This window comes from Segatella copri, assembly GCF_019127135.1.
Classification (GTDB): Bacteria; Bacteroidota; Bacteroidia; order Bacteroidales; family Bacteroidaceae; genus Prevotella.
Map to the genome: position 1 here is coordinate 1 of NZ_JAHOEA010000044.1, position 16110 is coordinate 16110.

A 16110-nucleotide genomic window follows, 5' to 3' on the forward strand; every position below is an offset into this window, starting at 1 on the left:
GAAAAGAGAAACACTCAAGAAAATTCTGAATTTCGTCATTACCGTTCTCACCGCCGTAGCCTCTGCCTTTTGTGTGCAGAGCTGCCAGTAGTATCAACCCTTTAAAGATTCAGTACCATGAAAAACACAAGAAAAATCTCACTTATTGTCATCCACTGTTCTGCCACACGTGTCACGCAGGACTTCACCTTCGAAAAGCTCGAAGCCTGTCATTTAGCCCGCGGTTTCCACGGCATCGGTTATCACTATTACATCACAAAAGACGGCGTCATCTACCCCGGACGTCCCGAGTCAGAAATCGGCGCCCACGCCCGCCATTTCAATGCACACAGTATCGGCATCTGTTACGAGGGCGGTCTCGACGCCGACGGCAATCCGGCAGATAACCGTACGAAGGCTCAGAAGCAGTCTCTCCAGAATCTTCTGACGAGTCTGTGCGTAGACTATCCCGAAGCCGAAATCCTAGGTCATCGTGATCTCCCGAACGTCCACAAGTCCTGTCCCTGCTTCAGTGTCCAGGCTTGGCTGAATGAAATCAAATTCCACATTTAGCTCCCTATTCAGTTAATACTCAAGTTTCGCAAGTGGGCTCCACACGCCCTGGGCTAGGAGCTTCTGCCCTTTCAGGGCGTGTGGGACAAAACTTGCGAAAGTTCGGTTAAATAATGTAAAAAAGTAACGTAATACTAAACTTTATATGTACTTTTGCATCGAATTATATAAAAATAAGAAACAAATTAAAGAGAAAATATAAAAAAAAGAAGAAAGGATATGAAGATGAAAAGAATCATATTGACACTCACAATGCTGGTTGCTCTTGTAGCTACAGCATCTGCTCAGGCAGAGATTAAGTTCGACAAACTGATACACAACTTCGGTTCGTTCGAAGAGTCAAATCCGGTACAGAAGGCAACCTTTACCTTCACCAATGTGGGCAACAAGCCTTTGATTATCAACCAGGCTATTGCCAGCTGCGGCTGCACCGTACCTTCTTACACCAAGAAGCCTATCGCTCCAGGCGAGAAGGGACAGATTAGTGTTACCTATAACGGCAAGGGCATGTTCCCTGGTCATTTCAAGAAGAGCATCACCATCCGTTCTAACGGCAATGTAGAAATGTCACGTCTCTATATAGAAGGTGTTATGACAGAAAAGAAATAATCTAGCTCAATACATATTAAAAGTAAGCATGATTTTCTATTTCTCCGGAACAGGAAATACCAAGTGGGCAGCAGCCAGACTGGCAGCGGCTACACACGAAGACTTGATTCCTATCGCCCCTTATATGCGGGATGATGACTCAAGCCACAATATAGCCGAGCCGTTTATTCTGAAAGAGAATGAACGGCTCGGATTCGTTTTCCCCGTACATGGCTGGAGGGTTCCACGCCTTGTAAGGGAGTTTATCAGGAAGATGAAGATACTGAGAGAAACTTCTGATGCTACTACTGAAGGTAATAAGGAGATGTCCAAGAAGCATCCCTTCGCCTATTGCGTCTGTACTGCAGGCGACAGCATCGGGCTCACCATCGAAAACCTCAACGATACGATTGCGCTGAATGCATCGCTTCAGGCATTGGGCATCACAGAGGTTTCTGCTTCCTACTCACTCATCATGCCGGAATCTTATGTAGGACTTCCTTTCATGGATGTTGATCCAAAGGAGCGCGAAGTTCGTAAGAAATCGAAATCGGCACAGGAACTGGCGGTTATCTGCGAAGAAGTATTTGACAGGAAAGAGGGCGTGAACCGTCTGGTAAAAGGTCCTATCCCCTGGTTCTTCACCAAGGTTGTGGGCGGTTTCTTCGAAAAGGTACTCATCACCGACAAGCGGTTTCATGTAGAGAAAGACAAGTGCGTGAAGTGTGGCATCTGTGCCAACGTCTGTCCTGTAGGCGATATCAAGGGCGGGCATGGAGAATACCCGGAATGGCTGCACCACAAGGATTGCCTCACCTGCTTTACCTGCTATCACCATTGTCCACATCACGCCATCGAGTTTGGACGCCAGACTCAGAAGAAAGGACAATACTTTTACAAATAAACAACAGAACTTTCGCATGTGGTTTAAGTACGGGCTGAAGGCCCAAAAGCTCCTAGAAGCTGCACGCCCTGGGCTAGGAGCTTCTGCCCTTTCAGGGCGTGTGGAGCCAACTTGCAATTCTTCTAAAAATAAACGAAATCTATCCTAACAGATTATGAAGAAGACAATCATCTCTCTGGCGCTCGCCTTCCTGGGCATCGCCAATCTCTATGCCGTAAAGGCTAAACCGGGCATCGCCAAGATTATGCTGGCTGACGGAACCGTAGCATGTGCTACCCTGCATGGTGACGAAACCTTCCACTACTACATGCTGCTGGACGGTACGCCCCTGCGGGAAACCCAAGACGGAAAATACGAAAAGATAACTGCTGAAGAGCTGAACACCCGAAAGACCCGTGTTTTCTCTTCAGAGAATATCACAAGAGCTTCAGAAATAGGAACCGTGAGCCCAAGCTATTTTCCTCATAAGGGAAGTCCGAAGGCATTGGTACTCCTGGTGCAGTTTCAGGATGTGAAGTTCAAGAGTAAGGATCCGGTTGCTACATTCAACCATTACCTCAACGGAAAGAAGGGAGAAGCTATGCCTGAGGCTGATAAAGAAGTGTTTATCACCAACACTACTTACTGCCAGAACTACGGCAGCGTACAGCAGTATTTCGCAGAAATGAGCGATAACCAGTTTATACCACAGTTTGACGTAGTGGGTCCTGTTACGGTAAGCAAGAATTCAGCTTATTATGGCAAGAACGGAGGTGACGACGGAAGTGACACCAACTATCCTCAGATGATTAAGGAAGCCTGCCAGCAGGTAGACGACAAGGTTAACTTTGCCGATTACGACAGCGATGGCGACGGAAATGTAGACCTCGTATATGTAATCTATGCCGGCTATTCTGAAAGCATCTCAGGCAATTCAGGCGATTGCCTCTGGCCGAAATCGGGTACCGTAGGAGGACTGGGAACCTATGACGGAAAAAAAGTACGCCGGTTCGGCATTAACAACGAGCTGAACAATACGCCTGCAGATACCCAAGACGGCAAATACTTCATCAATGGTATCGGTCTCTTCTGCCATGAATTTTCGCATACCCTCGGTTTGCCAGACATCTATCCTACCAATGGTATCACAGAGCACAACCAGAGTCCTGAATATTGGGACGTCATGGATATGGGCAGTTATCAGGCTAACGGCTACCAGCCTATCCCTTATTCACCATGGGAGAAGAGCATCGTAGGATGGAAACAGCCTACCCTCCTTTCGGATACCGAGGCGCAACAGCTGAAGCTGGAACCATACGACAAGGCATCGGATGCATACAAGATTATAGCCAACAGCCAGGGCGAATACCTGCTGCTGCAGAATATCAGAAACGAGGGATGGTACAAGGAGGCTTTTGGTTACGGATTGCTGGTATGGCGCATCGACTACGATGACAAGACTTCGGTTAATCTGGGGGATAATCCCAACAATACGCTAGGTAAGCCAAGGGTAATGATTGTTCCTGCAGACGGAATGGTATACAACAGCTATAATAGAACTGTCAGCGACAATGATATTATAACAAGTCTCCAGAACGACCCGTTCCCGACCTACAAGGCGGGCTCTGCTACAGAGTACGAGGTGAACAGTCTGACCAGTATCACCCTGAACAACAGTGTTGATACGAGTCATCCGCTCTACAACATCACAAAGGATGAAGCAACCGGTCTGGTAACCTTCGATTATCTCAAGAACTTCTCTCCTACCGGAATCTCTTCGGTCATCATCGGTAAAGACAGACCGACAGCCTATTTTGATCTGGAAGGCAGAAAGGTTTCCGTTCCACAAAAGGGCAAGATTTACATCACCAGCAAGGGACAGAAGATAGTATACTAATAAACAATGAGGGTGTGTCATGATTTATGACACACCCTCATTATTTTAATATATTCTAGGACCGAAGATGGTGGTACCTACACGAACCATCGTGCTGCCGTGCTTGACGGCAATATGATAATCGTGACTCATACCCCAGCTACGCTCGCAGAAAGCATCATCATCGGCAAAGTATCTGGCCTTTATCTCATCAAAGAACCGGGCAGCCTCATCAAACTCCTGAGCAATCTGCTGCTCATCATCCGTATTAGATGCCATCATCATGATGCCACAAATCTGCACATGCTTCATCTCCCGCCATTCGCCTGCCTCAAGGAGTTCGCGGCAAGCATCAAGAGAAAGACCCGATTTAGTATCTTCCTCTGCCAGATGAAGTTCCAGAAGAACCTTCACCACACGATTGTGCTTGGCAGCCTGTTTCTCAATCTCCTTGAGAAGTTTCAGACTGTCTACCGACTCTATCATCGAGATATAAGGTGCGATATACTTCACCTTATTAGTCTGCAGATGACCGATGAAATGCCACTCGATGTCCTCAGGCAGCGAAGCCACCTTCTTGGCGAGTTCCTGTTCGTGACTCTCGCCGAAGGTACGCTGTCCTTCAGCATAAGCCTCCTCGATATACTCGTTGGGATGGAACTTGCTGATGGCAACGAGACGGACACCGGCAGGCAAGCTGCCCAGCACCTCATGGAGATTTCCTTTTACATCATACATAGTTCAATTATTTTTGCTCCTCGTATTCAGGCACATCATTCTTCTCCTCTTTCTTCTCGTTAGGAGCATGGTGCTCGAATACATCCATCAGTTTGGTTTCGTTCAAACCAACCACATCATAATCAATCATGGTCTTGCCCATCACCTCATCAATATAACGGAGGGCACGGGCGAGAGACTTAGCCTGAACAAGATAAGTAACATTGCTGCGCTTCTCCTTCTCACTCTTCTCATCAATCGTGATGAACTGGAGTTTAGCCTTATACCACTTATCATCATCATCGATATCGCTGAAGAAGATTTCGCCGTAGCAAGCCTTGCCGATACCGCTCACCTTCAACTCGCCGCTCACATAAACCGACATCTCATCGATGATAGCGCTCTCAGCCTCGGTAAAGCTCAATGCATCTACAACGTATGCTTCAGAAACAACCTTCTCTGAGCCATCCTCCATTGTCTTCTGATATTTCACTTTGGTCTCAAACCATGTACTTGTTCTACTTCTCATAATTTTCTTCTTACTTATTTTATTAGTATAATCTTATAACATTTCTTGAAATTAAGTGCAAAGTTATAAAAAAGAAAGCAAAGAGCGACATATTTAAAGAGTTTTTAATCAAAAAATAAAATTTAACCGAAAGTTATTCTCAATTCTCATCTAATTTTCTTATCTTTGCAGCCGATTAGCGTAAATTGAAAAGACCAGAAGGTCATAGAATTCAATTTTCGACACGGATAATTAATAGAAAGAAACAATATTTTAAGATGCCAGAAATATCTGTACGCGGTCTTGAAATGCCAGAGTCACCTATCAGAAAGTTGGCTCCTTTGGCTGCCGCAGCAAAGAAACGTGGAGTAAAGGTATATCACCTCAACATCGGTCAGCCTGACCTTCCAACTCCTCAATGTGGTCTAGATGCCCTGAAGCATATAGACCGCACGGTCTTGGAGTATTCTCCAAGTCAGGGCTATCTCAGCTATCGCGAGAGGCTTGTAGATTACTATAAGAAATATAAAATCAACGTAACTGCCGATGATATCATCATCACATCGGGAGGTTCTGAGGCTGTTCTCTTCTCTTTCATGAGCTGCCTCAACCCTGGCGACGAGATTATCGTACCAGAACCTGCTTACGCCAACTATATGGCGTTTGCCATTTCTGCGGGTGCCAAAATCCGTACCATCGCCACAACGATAGAAGAAGGTTTCTCCCTGCCTAAGGTAGAGAAGTTTGAGGAGCTGATCAATGAGCGCACACGTGCCATCCTGATTTGTAATCCTAACAACCCTACGGGCTATCTCTATACCCGCAGAGAGATGAATCAGATACGTGACCTGGTGAAGAAGTACGACCTCTATCTCTTCTCTGATGAGGTTTACCGTGAGTATATCTATACAGGCAGTCCTTATATCAGTGCGATGCACCTGGAAGGCATCGAGCAGAACACGGTTCTCATCGATTCTGTTTCGAAGCGTTACAGTGAGTGCGGTATCCGTGTAGGTGCCCTCATCACCAAGAATGCAGAAATACGCAAGGCGGTGATGAAGTTCTGCCAGGCCCGTCTCTCTCCTCCACTGATTGGTCAGATTGTAGCCGAAGCTTCTCTGGATGCTCCTGAAGAGTACTACCGCGACGTATACGATGAATATGTAGAGCGCCGTAAGTGCCTGATAGACGGCTTGAACCGTATTCCGGGCGTATACTCTCCTATTCCTATGGGAGCCTTCTACACCGTAGCCAAACTGCCTATCGATGATTCCGACAAGTTCTGCCGCTGGTGTCTGGAGGAATTCAACTATGAGGGCGAAACCATCATGATGGCTCCAGCCTCTGGTTTCTATACGACTCCTGGAGCCGGTCGCAATCAGGTTCGTGTAGCTTACGTCTTGAAGAAACACGATCTGGAGCGTGCCCTGGTGGTTCTGGGTAAGGCACTTGAGGCTTATCCGGGAAGAGTGGAAGACGAAGGACTGTAAGAAAGTGAAGAACGAAAAGTGAAGAGTGAAGAATTCAATAGTCTAAGCTAATCATAAAGTTCAAAGTTCAAAATTCAAAGTAAATATGAATTTTCCTCTATTTATAGCAAAGAGATTATATAGCGATCAGGGCGATAAACGTAAAGTTTCTCGCCCTGCTATTCATATAGCCACTGCCGGTGTTGCTATCGGACTCGCCATTATGATTATGTCGGTATGCGTTGTGCTCGGATTCAAGCATACCATACGCGACAAGGTGATAGGATTCGGAAGCCATATTCAGGTGGCAGACTTCATGACGCTGCAGCAGCAAAACCAGTATCCAGTGGTTATGAACGACTCGATGGTCAACGTACTGAAAAAGATACCTGGTGTAAAACATGTGCAGAAATTTGCCATGAAAGAGGGAATCCTGAAGACAGACAGCGATTTTCTGGGCGTCATGTTCAAAGGTGTAGGACCTGATTTCGATTCTACCTTCATCCATCAGAACATGATTGAAGGCAGCATCCCTAAGTTTGACGACAAGGCGAGCCACAACCAGATTCTCATCTCCCAGCTGATGGCCGACAAGCTGAAACTGAAGACGGGGGAACGCATCTTCGCCTATTTTATTGATGACAACGGAGTGCGTATGCGCCGCTTCACCATCAAGGGTATCTATCAGACCAACTTGAAGAAGTATGATGAGGTGATGGCTTACACCGACCTCTATACTGCCGTGAAGCTGAACGGATGGGAAGAAGACCAGGCGAGCGGTGCAGAACTGACCGTTAACGACTTCAACAAACTCAACGAGACAGAAGACTATATCATAAATAAGGTGAACCGCACGGTAGACCACTATGGCGAAACCTACAGCAGTTCTACCATCAAGGACCTGAATCCAAACATCTTCCAATGGTTGAATCTGATGGATCTGAATGTCTGGATTATTCTCGGTCTGATGCTGATAGTAGCCGGCGTCACCATGATCAGCGGTCTGCTTATCATCATTCTGGAACGAACCTCCATGATTGGCGTAATGAAGGCATTGGGTGCCCGCAACAAGACCATCCGCCACACCTTCCTGTGGTTTGCCGTCTTCATCATCGGCAAGGGTATGCTCCTGGGCAACATCATCGCCCTTGGCATTCTTACCCTCCAGTACTTTACAGGCATCATCAAACTCGATGCGCAGACCTATTATGTAAGTACCGTTCCGGTAGAATTCAACTGGCTTGCTATCATAGCCTTGAACATAGCCACGCTGCTGATAAGCATCTTCATGCTCGTAGCTCCAAGCTACCTGATTTCTCATATCCATCCAGCCAAATCAATGAGATATGAGTAAAATATAGTCTATAAGACCACAATAAACAGACTAAAAAGAAAAAAAACAAATTATTTTATATAGTTTTTGAAAATAGTGCACATTTTATTTTGCAATGTGCACTATTTTCATTATCTTTGCACAAAATTTTGTAAATTGTGCAATGAATTCAATACCAAGTTTTAACTCGTATATTGAGAACAGCATTATCAAGAATTGGAATCTGGATGCGCTCACCGATTACAAGGGCGCAACCCTCCAATATCACGATATTGCCAGAAAGATTGAGAAGCTACACATCCTGTTCGAAAACAGCGATGTAAAGAAGGGCGACAAGATTGCCGTCTGCGGAAGAAATAGTAGCCAGTGGGCAGTAGCCTTCCTGGCCATTATTACTTACGGCGCTATCGTCGTACCTATACAGAACGAATTTAAGCCTGAGCAGATTCACAACATCGTGAACCACAGCGAAAGCAAACTTCTGTTCGTTGGTGACGTGGTAGCTACAGAGATAACACCTGAGGAGATGCCTTCGCTGGAAGGAATCATCTATCTTCCGGACAATTCGCTTGTCATCTCGCGCTCTGAGAAACTGACTTATGCGCGCGAGAACCTCAATGCCATGTTCGGACACAGATATCCTAAGTATTTCAGACCAGAACACGTGAAGTATCACGTAGACGATCCTGAAGAACTGGCGATGATCAACTATACCAGTGGAACTACCGGTTTCTCAAAAGGTGTGATGCTCCCATACAGAGCACTTTGGGGTAATCTCGACTACCTCATCGATTCTGTGAAACCTAATATAGGTAAGAACTGCAACATCCTTTCTACCCTTCCGATGGCTCACATGTATGGACTCATGACAGAATTTCTCTTCAATATAGTATTGGGTAACCATATCTTCTTCCTTACCCGTCTGCCGAGCCCAACGCTCATCTCAGAGGCACTGTCTGAAATCAAGCCAGACATCCTCTATGCGGTGCCGCTTGTAGTAGACAAGATTGTAAGAAAGGAAGTATTCCCACATATCCAAACCAACCGTGCACGACTGCTGATGAACATGCCTGTCATCAATAAGCGCATCAAGGAGAAGGTTCGCGAGTTTGTATTGAGAAAGTTTGGCGAACGTCCTTGCGAGGTTGTTGTGGGTGGTGCTCCGCTCAACAAGGAGATAGAGAACTTCTTCATCAGCGTAGGTTTCCCTATCGCAATGGGATATGGTACCACTGAGACTGCTCCACTTATCACCTTTGCCCATCAGGACAACTATGTGGCAGGAAGCTGTGGTGTTGCCGTGAAGCACATGGAGGTAAAGGTTTTGAGCGATGACCCGGAGAACGTAGCCGGTGAACTGGTTTGCCGCGGCATCAATGTGATGAAGGGCTATTACAAGAACCAGGAGGCAACAGATGCCGTAATAGATAAAGACGGATGGTTCCATACAGGCGACCTGGCAACGATGGACGCCGACGGACATTTCTTCGTAAGAGGAAGAAGCAAGAACATGCTGCTGGGACCTAACGGACAGAACATCTATCCGGAAGAGATTGAGGACAAGCTCAACTCCATGGCGATGGTCAACGAGAGCATCATCATCCAGAACGATGACAAACTGGTGGCTCTGGTGCATCCGGATATGGAAGAAGTTAACAACCTCGGCTTTACAGACGAGGACCTGGAAAACATCATGGAGCAGAACCGTAAGGAACTGAACATGCAGATGCCTAGCTTCGCTAAGGTGTCACGCATCAAACTTCATGATCAGGAATTTGAAAAGACAGCCAAGAAGTCTATCAAGCGTTACCTCTATCAGAACGCAATCTAAAGGGGCAGGCAACATCTGGTGACAATCCAGCATCAGATATTGCTCCCATCAGCTAACAGACTTCAGTACGAGAAAAAATATATAAAAAGCAAATCGTTAAATAACAAGAATATGGAGATTCCAAGCTTTAACGCACTAATCCAAAAGAGCATCGTAGACCATTGGGATATGGATGCTCTGACAGACTACAAGGGAGCAACCTTGCAGTACCATGATGTAGCACGCAAGATTGAGAAGCTACACATCATGTTTGAGAACTCTGGTGTAGTAAAGGGCGACAAGATAGCACTTTGCGGTCGAAATAGCGCAAACTGGGCTGTAGCATTCCTTGCTACCCTTACCTATGGTGCCATTGCCGTACCTATCCTGCATGAATTCATGCCAGACCAGATTCACAACATCGTAAACCACAGCGATGCAAAACTGCTCTTTGTGGGTGATGTTGTAGCTACACAGATTGATGCAACAAAGATGCCGGGGCTTGAAGGCATCATCTATATACCGGATTATTCACTTGTCGTTTCACGTACCGACAAGTTGACTTATGCCCGCGAACACCTCAACGAGATGTTCGGTATCAAGTATCCTAAGTACTTCCGCAAGAACCATGTCAACTACTATATGGACCAGAATCCGGATGAATTGGCTATGATCAATTATACCAGCGGCACAACCGGTTTCTCCAAGGGAGTAATGGTTCCATACCGTGCACTCTGGGGCAATGCAGATTTTGCTGAGGACGTACTGGGTAAGAAGATTAAACCGGGAGATTCTGTCATCAGTATCCTGCCGATGGCCCACATGTACGGCATGGCGTTTGAATTTATCTTCGAATTCATCAAGGGCTGCCACGTCTTCTATCTCACCCGCATCCCTAGCCCAGCCATCATTGCCGAGGCATTCGGACGTATCAAGCCAGCCGTTATCATTGCAGTTCCTCTGGTTATCGAGAAGATTATCCGCAAGAAGGTATTCCCTAAGATCCAGAACAACCGCATGCGTATGCTGCTCCACATGCCTGTGATCAGCAAGAAGGTGAAGGAGAAGATATGCGACCAGGTAAGCAATGCCTTCGGTGGCAACTTCTACGAGGTGATTATAGGCGGTGCTGCCTTCAACCAGGAAGTGGAAAGTTTCCTGCATAGCGTAGGCTTCAGATATACAGTGGGTTATGGTGCCACAGAGTGTGCGCCTATCATCTGCTACGAGGATTACAAGAACTTCGTACCGGGCTCTTGCGGTAAGGCTGCCCTCCACATGATGGTTCGCATTGACAGTCCTGATCCAGAGAATGTACCGGGCGAAATCCTTGCCAAGGGTCCTAACGTAATGTTGGGTTACTATAAGAATGAGGAAGCTACCAAGCAGACCATCGACGAGAACGGATGGTATCATACAGGCGACCTCGGAACCATGGATGGTGACGGCAACGTCTTCATCAAGGGCCGTAGCAAGAACATGCTGCTTGGCGCAAACGGTCAGAATATCTACCCTGAGGAGATTGAGGATAAGCTCAACTCTTTGGCACTGGTAGCAGAAAGTGTGGTAGTACAGAAGGGCGACAAGCTCATTGCTCTGGTTCACCCAGACTATGATGAAGCTCAGACCCTGAATCTCGGTACCAAAGAACTGGCAGATGTCATGGAGCAGAACCGCCAGGAGCTCAACACCATGATTCCTGCTTACAGCAAAGTATCAGAAATACGTATACATGAAGAAGAGTTTGAAAAGACTCCTAAGAAGAGTATCAAGCGATTCCTCTATACGGCAGAGTAAAGAAAGAACCAGTATTATGAAATAAAAAATGGTGTGACTTCGGTTTTGAAGTCACACCATTTTTTATAAGTTACAGAACTTTCGCATGTGGTTTAAGTACGGGCTGAAGGCCCAAAAGCTCCTAGCCCAGGGCATCGCCCTGGGTATAATGGCAATTAGCAAGACGCCCTGTAAGGGCAAAAGCTTTGTTTATTGTACGGTATTTTAAAGCTTTTGCCCTTACAGGGCGACAGGTTTGCGTCCGTAATTACCCAGGGCGCTGCCCTGGGCTAGGAGCTTCTGCCCTTTCAGGGCGTGTGGGGCAAAACATGCGAAAGTTCAGTAAATTATAATTTATAATAAAGTATTCGAGCGGATTCTGGACAGCGTTTCCGGAGTCATCTGCAGATAGCTTGCGATATAGGTGAGCGGAGCACGCAGAACCACCTGTGGGCTCATTTCGCACAGGCGCTTATATTTATTAGGCGCCGACTCAAATCGCATCAGATCGGCATGAATCTGAGACTGAATCAAACTCTCTTCCAGTATTTTACGATAAAGCATCTGGATATTGACATTACGCATAGCAGCCGCCTCCAGCTTCTTCTTCGGTAGCATATACACCAGAGTAGGCTCCAAAGCTTCCACCTGCAAGCGGGTAGGTTCTTCCTTAAAGAGGCTCTCAATGCACATAAAGATGGTATGATCCACACCCAGATGTTCGGTCACCTCCTTGCCATTCTTAAAGTAAAATTGGCGCACCAATCCCTTCTCAATGTACGAGATACCCATGCACTGTTCACCTTCAGGCAAGATCATCTCGCCCTTGCCATACTTAATAGGCTCAAGGATATCTTCCACCACATCGAGCTCATCATGAGTCATCGTACTATATTTACGCGCCAATTCGCGCGCAATATCACGTTTAGGGGTAATTACTTTAAAGTCTGCCATAATACTTAACCTCCTTTTCCTTTATACTTATATTAAAACATTAGTCGAGTTTGAGCACAGCCAGGAAGGCTTTCTGTGGAACTTCCACATTTCCAATCTGCTTCATGCGCTTCTTACCCTTCTTCTGCTTCTCAAGCAACTTGCGCTTACGGCTCACGTCACCACCATAACATTTGGCGGTAACATCCTTGCGCACCTGCTTAACAGTCTCACGTGCCACAATCTTGGCACCGATAGCTGCCTGGATAGCAATATCGAACTGCTGACGAGGTATCAGGTCCTTCAACTTCTCGCACATTCTGCGGCCGAAGCTCACAGAGTTATCGCGGTGAGTCAAAGTACTCAATGCATCTACAGGTTCTCCATTCAACAGGATATCGAGTTTCACCAGGTCGGAAGGACGGAATGAATCGATATGATAATCGAACGAAGCATATCCCTTGGAGATACTCTTCAGCTTATCATAGAAGTCGATGACGATTTCACCCAACGGCAACATGAAGTGGAGCTCAACACGGTTTCCACTCACATATTCCTGGTTGATGAGTTCGCCTCGTTTATCCAGACAGAGTTTCATGATAGGTCCAATAAAATTGGTAGCCGTAATGATGGTTGCCCGGATATATGGTTCCTCAATATGATCAATCAGAGTTGGGTCTGGCAATCCGGAAGGATTGTGAACCTCTTTCTCACCGCCCTGCTTGTCGTATACCATATAAGATACGTTAGGTACGGTGGTGATGACATCCATATTAAACTCACGGTCCAGTCTCTCCTGTACGATTTCCATGTGGAGCAAACCGAGGAATCCGCATCGGAAACCGAAGCCCAAAGCCACAGAACTCTCTGGCGAGAAAGTCAATGAAGCATCATTGAGCTGCAGTTTTTCGAGCGATGCACGCAGATTCTCGTAATCGCTAGGATCGATAGGATAAACACCGGCGAAGACCATAGGTTTCACTTCCTGGAAACCCGCAATCGCCTTGTCGCAAGGACGGGCGATATGAGTAATGGTATCACCCACCTTTACCTCGGTAGCATTCTTGATGCCCGAGATGATATAACCTACCTCACCGGTCCCCAATTCCTGGCGTGGAATCATATCCATCTTCAATACACCGATTTCATCAGCATCATATTCCATGCCGGTATTGAAGAACTTCACCTTATCGCCCTTACGGATCACACCATTCTCTATCTTGAAATAGGCGATGATTCCGCGGAAAGAGTTGAATACAGAGTCGAAAATCAATGCCTGAAGCGGTGCCTTGTCGTCTCCTACCGGTGCAGGAACACGATTAACGACAGCTTCCAATATATCTTCTACACCTTCACCGGTCTTACCAGAAGCACGGAGGATATCCTCATGCTTGCAACCGATCAGGTCTACAATTTCGTCTTCTACCTCATCAGGCATAGCCGATGGCATATCTATCTTATTGATTACCGGGATAATCTCCAGGTCGTGATCGATAGCCATATAGAGGTTTGAAATGGTCTGTGCCTGAACGCCCTGAGTGGCGTCAACAACCAAAAGCGCTCCCTCGCAAGCAGCGATGGAACGGGAAACTTCGTATGAGAAGTCAACATGTCCCGGAGTATCGATAAGATTCAGGATATAGGTCTGTCCATCCTTTGCCTTATATTCCATTTGGATAGCATGGCTCTTGATTGTGATGCCACGCTCTCTTTCCAAATCCATATCATCAAGCATCTGACCTTCAGTAATCTTGATGGTCTGAGTCTTCTCCAGAAGTCGGTCTGCCAAGGTACTTTTACCATGGTCTATATGTGCAATAATGCAGAAATTTCTTATTTTATTTATATTCTCCATATAATTTTTCTCTCTTTAGAGTGCAAAGATAGTATTTTTTTTCGTATCTTTGCACAAAATATTGAAAATAATAGAGATTTTTAGATAAAATATAGAAAAATCATGAAGAAAAAGTTGATTTACATCGGTATTTTTGCTTCTTTGCTCGTTTCTTGCACGGAAAGTCTGGAAGACAAAGCGGCTCGTGAAGCCAAGGAATATACTGAAAAATACTGTCCTACACCATACGTTAACGACGCCAGAACGGACAGTGCTACGTTTGATAAAACCAGGAAGGTGTATACGTACTACATCTCTTTGAGAAACAAGGCAGACAACAAGAAGGCGATTGATGCCAACAGGGATAAACTCCACAAACTTCAGAAGGAATCCCTGGACAACAACCCTGGTCTGAAGAAATATAAGGAAGAACACTTCACCTTCCGTTTCGTATATCATTCGGCTAAGAACCCGAAAGAGGTATTGCTGGATGATACCTTCAAGTATTAGAAAAAGGAAGGTGTGTCATAAGTCCAGATAATGGCAGCAAGACGCCCTGAAAGGGCAAAAGCTCCTAGCCCAGGGCAGCGCCCTGGGTATAATGGCAATCAGCAAGACGCCCTGTAAGGGCAAAAGCTTTGTATACTGCCAGGTATTTTAAAGCTTTTGCCCTTACAGGGCGACAAGTTTGCGTCTGTAATAACCCAGGGCGCTGCCCTGGGCTAGGAGCTTCTGCCCTTTCAGGGCGTATTGGATGTGACTTATGACACACCCTCCTTAAACACTCTTAATATCCCATTTCCTGCAAAGCTGTAGCCAACTGGTCAGGACAGCTAGTAGGCTTATTGCCACAAGTGATACCCTTCAGTCGGGCGATGACCTCCTTTGCCTTCATGCCCTTAATCAAAGCACAAACGCCCTTGGTATTGCCATCGCAGCCTCCGATGAACTGGGCATCCTGCACATTTCCATCTTCATCTATACTGATGCAGATGTATTTTGAGCAGGTGCCATGAGTCTGATAAGTTACCTTCTGCAACTTATCCTGTTTGTCTTGCTGCAACATAATGCTTATTCTGCGTCTGCAGGAATCTCTGGCTTCATGTTGGTATAAACAGTCTGAACATCGTCAAACTCTTCCAACTTCTCAACCATCTTGTCGATAGTTTCGCGCTCCTCAGGAGTTACATCCTTCAAATCGTTAGGGATGTAAGTGAACTCAGCACCAGTTACCTCGAAACCCTCAGCCTCCAGGTGCTTCTGAATTTCGCCGAAGCTTGTAGGAGCACCATAGATTGTGATTTCGTTGTTCTCCTCATCCTCATCAAACTCATCTTCTACGCCGTAGTCGATCAGGTCGAGAATCATCTCATCCATATCCAGACCTTCCTTCTTCTTGAATGTGAACACAGCCTTGTGGTCGAAGAGGAAAGACAGAGAACCTGTTGTACCCAAGTTTCCGCTGAACTTGTTGAAGATAGAACGAACGTCAGCAACAGTACGTGTCGTGTTGTCTGTCAGAGTATCAACGAAGACAGCCACTCCGTGAGGGCCATATCCCTCGTATGTTACCTCCTTGTAATCGCTGGTATCCTTGCCACAAGCGTTCTTGATGGCACGAGCGATGTTATCCTTAGGCATGTTCTCACGCTTACAGTTAGCGATGATAGCACGCAAGGTTGGGTTGTTCTCTGGTTCTGGACCGCCTGCCTTCACAGCAATAGCAATCTGCTTACCCAACTTAGTAAATGTCTTGGCCATGTGGCCCCATCTTTTCAGCTTTGTAGCTTTACGATATTCAAATGCTCTTCCCATTGGAATAAAATTTTAA

Annotated in this window: 16 protein-coding genes; 10 read left to right on the forward strand and 6 right to left on the reverse strand. The window is 46.2% G+C overall.

The window, feature by feature from the left end; genetic code table 11:
* The 5 genes from KSW37_RS16180 to KSW37_RS11310 all read left to right on the forward strand — a co-directional run.
* A partial coding sequence (locus KSW37_RS16180; RefSeq protein WP_217314537.1) for a smalltalk protein occupies positions 1 to 91 on the forward strand: 91 nt, incomplete at its 5' end.
* A 26-nt stretch (positions 92 to 117) separates the two neighbouring features.
* Complete coding sequence (locus KSW37_RS11295; protein WP_217314518.1) at positions 118 to 552, forward strand: N-acetylmuramoyl-L-alanine amidase; 435 nt, start codon at positions 118 to 120, stop codon at positions 550 to 552.
* Positions 553 to 777: 225 nt separating this feature from the next.
* A complete protein-coding gene (locus tag KSW37_RS11300; protein ID WP_117729181.1) occupies positions 778 to 1161 on the forward strand; it encodes a DUF1573 domain-containing protein in 384 nt (127 codons plus the stop codon).
* 28 nt (positions 1162 to 1189) lie between these two features.
* A complete protein-coding gene (locus tag KSW37_RS11305; RefSeq protein ID WP_217314519.1) occupies positions 1190 to 2044 on the forward strand; it encodes an EFR1 family ferrodoxin in 855 nt (284 codons plus the stop codon).
* Positions 2045 to 2198: 154 nt separating this feature from the next.
* Positions 2199 to 3920 (forward strand): M6 family metalloprotease domain-containing protein, encoded by a 1722-nt coding sequence (locus KSW37_RS11310; RefSeq protein WP_217314520.1) that lies wholly within the window; start codon positions 2199 to 2201, stop codon positions 3918 to 3920.
* A 45-nt stretch (positions 3921 to 3965) separates the two neighbouring features.
* Here KSW37_RS11310 and KSW37_RS11315 read toward each other — a convergent pair whose 3' ends face one another.
* Both KSW37_RS11315 and KSW37_RS11320 read right to left on the reverse strand, forming a co-directional pair.
* Positions 3966 to 4637 carry a YggS family pyridoxal phosphate-dependent enzyme gene (locus KSW37_RS11315; protein WP_217314521.1) on the reverse strand — a complete coding sequence of 224 codons (672 nt, stop codon included), beginning with the start codon at positions 4635 to 4637 and terminating at the stop codon, positions 3966 to 3968.
* Between the two features lie 7 nt (positions 4638 to 4644).
* Positions 4645 to 5145: a DUF4494 domain-containing protein gene (locus tag KSW37_RS11320; protein ID WP_217314522.1), complete on the reverse strand. Its 501-nt coding sequence runs from the start codon at positions 5143 to 5145 to the stop codon at positions 4645 to 4647.
* A gap of 257 nt (positions 5146 to 5402) precedes the next feature.
* Here KSW37_RS11320 and KSW37_RS11325 point away from each other — a divergent pair, with 257 nt between their 5' ends.
* The 4 genes from KSW37_RS11325 to KSW37_RS11340 all read left to right on the forward strand — a co-directional run bounded on the left by KSW37_RS11325 (position 5403) and on the right by KSW37_RS11340 (position 11533).
* Positions 5403 to 6614 (forward strand): pyridoxal phosphate-dependent aminotransferase, encoded by a 1212-nt coding sequence (locus tag KSW37_RS11325; RefSeq protein ID WP_022120303.1) that lies wholly within the window; start codon positions 5403 to 5405, stop codon positions 6612 to 6614.
* Positions 6615 to 6699: 85 nt separating this feature from the next.
* On the forward strand, positions 6700 to 7947 hold the full coding sequence (locus tag KSW37_RS11330) for an ABC transporter permease (protein ID WP_217314523.1): 1248 nt from the start codon (positions 6700 to 6702) through the stop codon (positions 7945 to 7947).
* 142 nt (positions 7948 to 8089) lie between these two features.
* A complete protein-coding gene (locus KSW37_RS11335; RefSeq protein WP_217314524.1) occupies positions 8090 to 9757 on the forward strand; it encodes an AMP-binding protein in 1668 nt (555 codons plus the stop codon).
* A gap of 111 nt (positions 9758 to 9868) precedes the next feature.
* The gene (locus KSW37_RS11340; RefSeq protein WP_217314525.1) at positions 9869 to 11533 is read left to right on the forward strand and encodes an AMP-binding protein; all 1665 of its coding nucleotides are present in this window, start codon (positions 9869 to 9871) and stop codon (positions 11531 to 11533) included.
* 333 nt (positions 11534 to 11866) lie between these two features.
* Here the strand turns inward: KSW37_RS11340 and KSW37_RS11345 are convergent, their stop codons facing one another.
* Both KSW37_RS11345 and lepA read right to left on the reverse strand, forming a co-directional pair.
* A complete protein-coding gene (locus KSW37_RS11345; RefSeq protein ID WP_217314526.1) occupies positions 11867 to 12466 on the reverse strand; it encodes a Crp/Fnr family transcriptional regulator in 600 nt (199 codons plus the stop codon).
* 40 nt (positions 12467 to 12506) lie between these two features.
* The gene (lepA, locus tag KSW37_RS11350) at positions 12507 to 14300 is read right to left on the reverse strand and encodes a translation elongation factor 4 (RefSeq protein ID WP_217314527.1); all 1794 of its coding nucleotides are present in this window, start codon (positions 14298 to 14300) and stop codon (positions 12507 to 12509) included.
* 102 nt (positions 14301 to 14402) lie between these two features.
* Here lepA and KSW37_RS11355 point away from each other — a divergent pair, with 102 nt between their 5' ends.
* Complete coding sequence (locus KSW37_RS11355) at positions 14403 to 14789, forward strand: hypothetical protein (RefSeq protein WP_217314528.1); 387 nt, start codon at positions 14403 to 14405, stop codon at positions 14787 to 14789.
* A 277-nt stretch (positions 14790 to 15066) separates the two neighbouring features.
* On the opposite strand, the gene KSW37_RS11360 is transcribed toward KSW37_RS11355, so the two are convergent.
* Positions 15067 to 15345 carry a TIGR03905 family TSCPD domain-containing protein gene (locus tag KSW37_RS11360; protein ID WP_006846971.1) on the reverse strand — a complete coding sequence of 93 codons (279 nt, stop codon included), beginning with the start codon at positions 15343 to 15345 and terminating at the stop codon, positions 15067 to 15069.
* Between the two features lie 5 nt (positions 15346 to 15350).
* Complete coding sequence (locus KSW37_RS11365; RefSeq protein ID WP_117587314.1) at positions 15351 to 16094, reverse strand: YebC/PmpR family DNA-binding transcriptional regulator; 744 nt, start codon at positions 16092 to 16094, stop codon at positions 15351 to 15353.
* Positions 16095 to 16110 lie beyond the last annotated feature (16 nt).

What these genes read in the sequence shown, in the direction of transcription:
- KSW37_RS11295 (WP_217314518.1), top strand. Translation starts at nt 118, where the DNA reads ATGAAAAACACAAGAAAAATCTCACTTATTGTCATCCACTGTTCTGCC.
- KSW37_RS11300 (WP_117729181.1), top strand. Translation starts at nt 778, where the DNA reads ATGAAAAGAATCATATTGACACTCACAATGCTGGTTGCTCTTGTAGCT.
- KSW37_RS11305 (WP_217314519.1), top strand. Translation starts at nt 1,190, where the DNA reads ATGATTTTCTATTTCTCCGGAACAGGAAATACCAAGTGGGCAGCAGCC.
- KSW37_RS11310 (WP_217314520.1), top strand. Translation starts at nt 2,199, where the DNA reads ATGAAGAAGACAATCATCTCTCTGGCGCTCGCCTTCCTGGGCATCGCC.
- KSW37_RS11315 (WP_217314521.1), bottom strand. Translation starts at nt 4,637, where the DNA reads ATGTATGATGTAAAAGGAAATCTCCATGAGGTGCTGGGCAGCTTGCCT.
- KSW37_RS11320 (WP_217314522.1), bottom strand. Translation starts at nt 5,145, where the DNA reads ATGAGAAGTAGAACAAGTACATGGTTTGAGACCAAAGTGAAATATCAG.
- KSW37_RS11325 (WP_022120303.1), top strand. Translation starts at nt 5,403, where the DNA reads ATGCCAGAAATATCTGTACGCGGTCTTGAAATGCCAGAGTCACCTATC.
- KSW37_RS11330 (WP_217314523.1), top strand. Translation starts at nt 6,700, where the DNA reads ATGAATTTTCCTCTATTTATAGCAAAGAGATTATATAGCGATCAGGGC.
- KSW37_RS11335 (WP_217314524.1), top strand. Translation starts at nt 8,090, where the DNA reads ATGAATTCAATACCAAGTTTTAACTCGTATATTGAGAACAGCATTATC.
- KSW37_RS11340 (WP_217314525.1), top strand. Translation starts at nt 9,869, where the DNA reads ATGGAGATTCCAAGCTTTAACGCACTAATCCAAAAGAGCATCGTAGAC.
- KSW37_RS11345 (WP_217314526.1), bottom strand. Translation starts at nt 12,466, where the DNA reads ATGGCAGACTTTAAAGTAATTACCCCTAAACGTGATATTGCGCGCGAA.
- lepA (WP_217314527.1), bottom strand. Translation starts at nt 14,300, where the DNA reads ATGGAGAATATAAATAAAATAAGAAATTTCTGCATTATTGCACATATA.
- KSW37_RS11355 (WP_217314528.1), top strand. Translation starts at nt 14,403, where the DNA reads ATGAAGAAAAAGTTGATTTACATCGGTATTTTTGCTTCTTTGCTCGTT.
- KSW37_RS11360 (WP_006846971.1), bottom strand. Translation starts at nt 15,345, where the DNA reads ATGTTGCAGCAAGACAAACAGGATAAGTTGCAGAAGGTAACTTATCAG.
- KSW37_RS11365 (WP_117587314.1), bottom strand. Translation starts at nt 16,094, where the DNA reads ATGGGAAGAGCATTTGAATATCGTAAAGCTACAAAGCTGAAAAGATGG.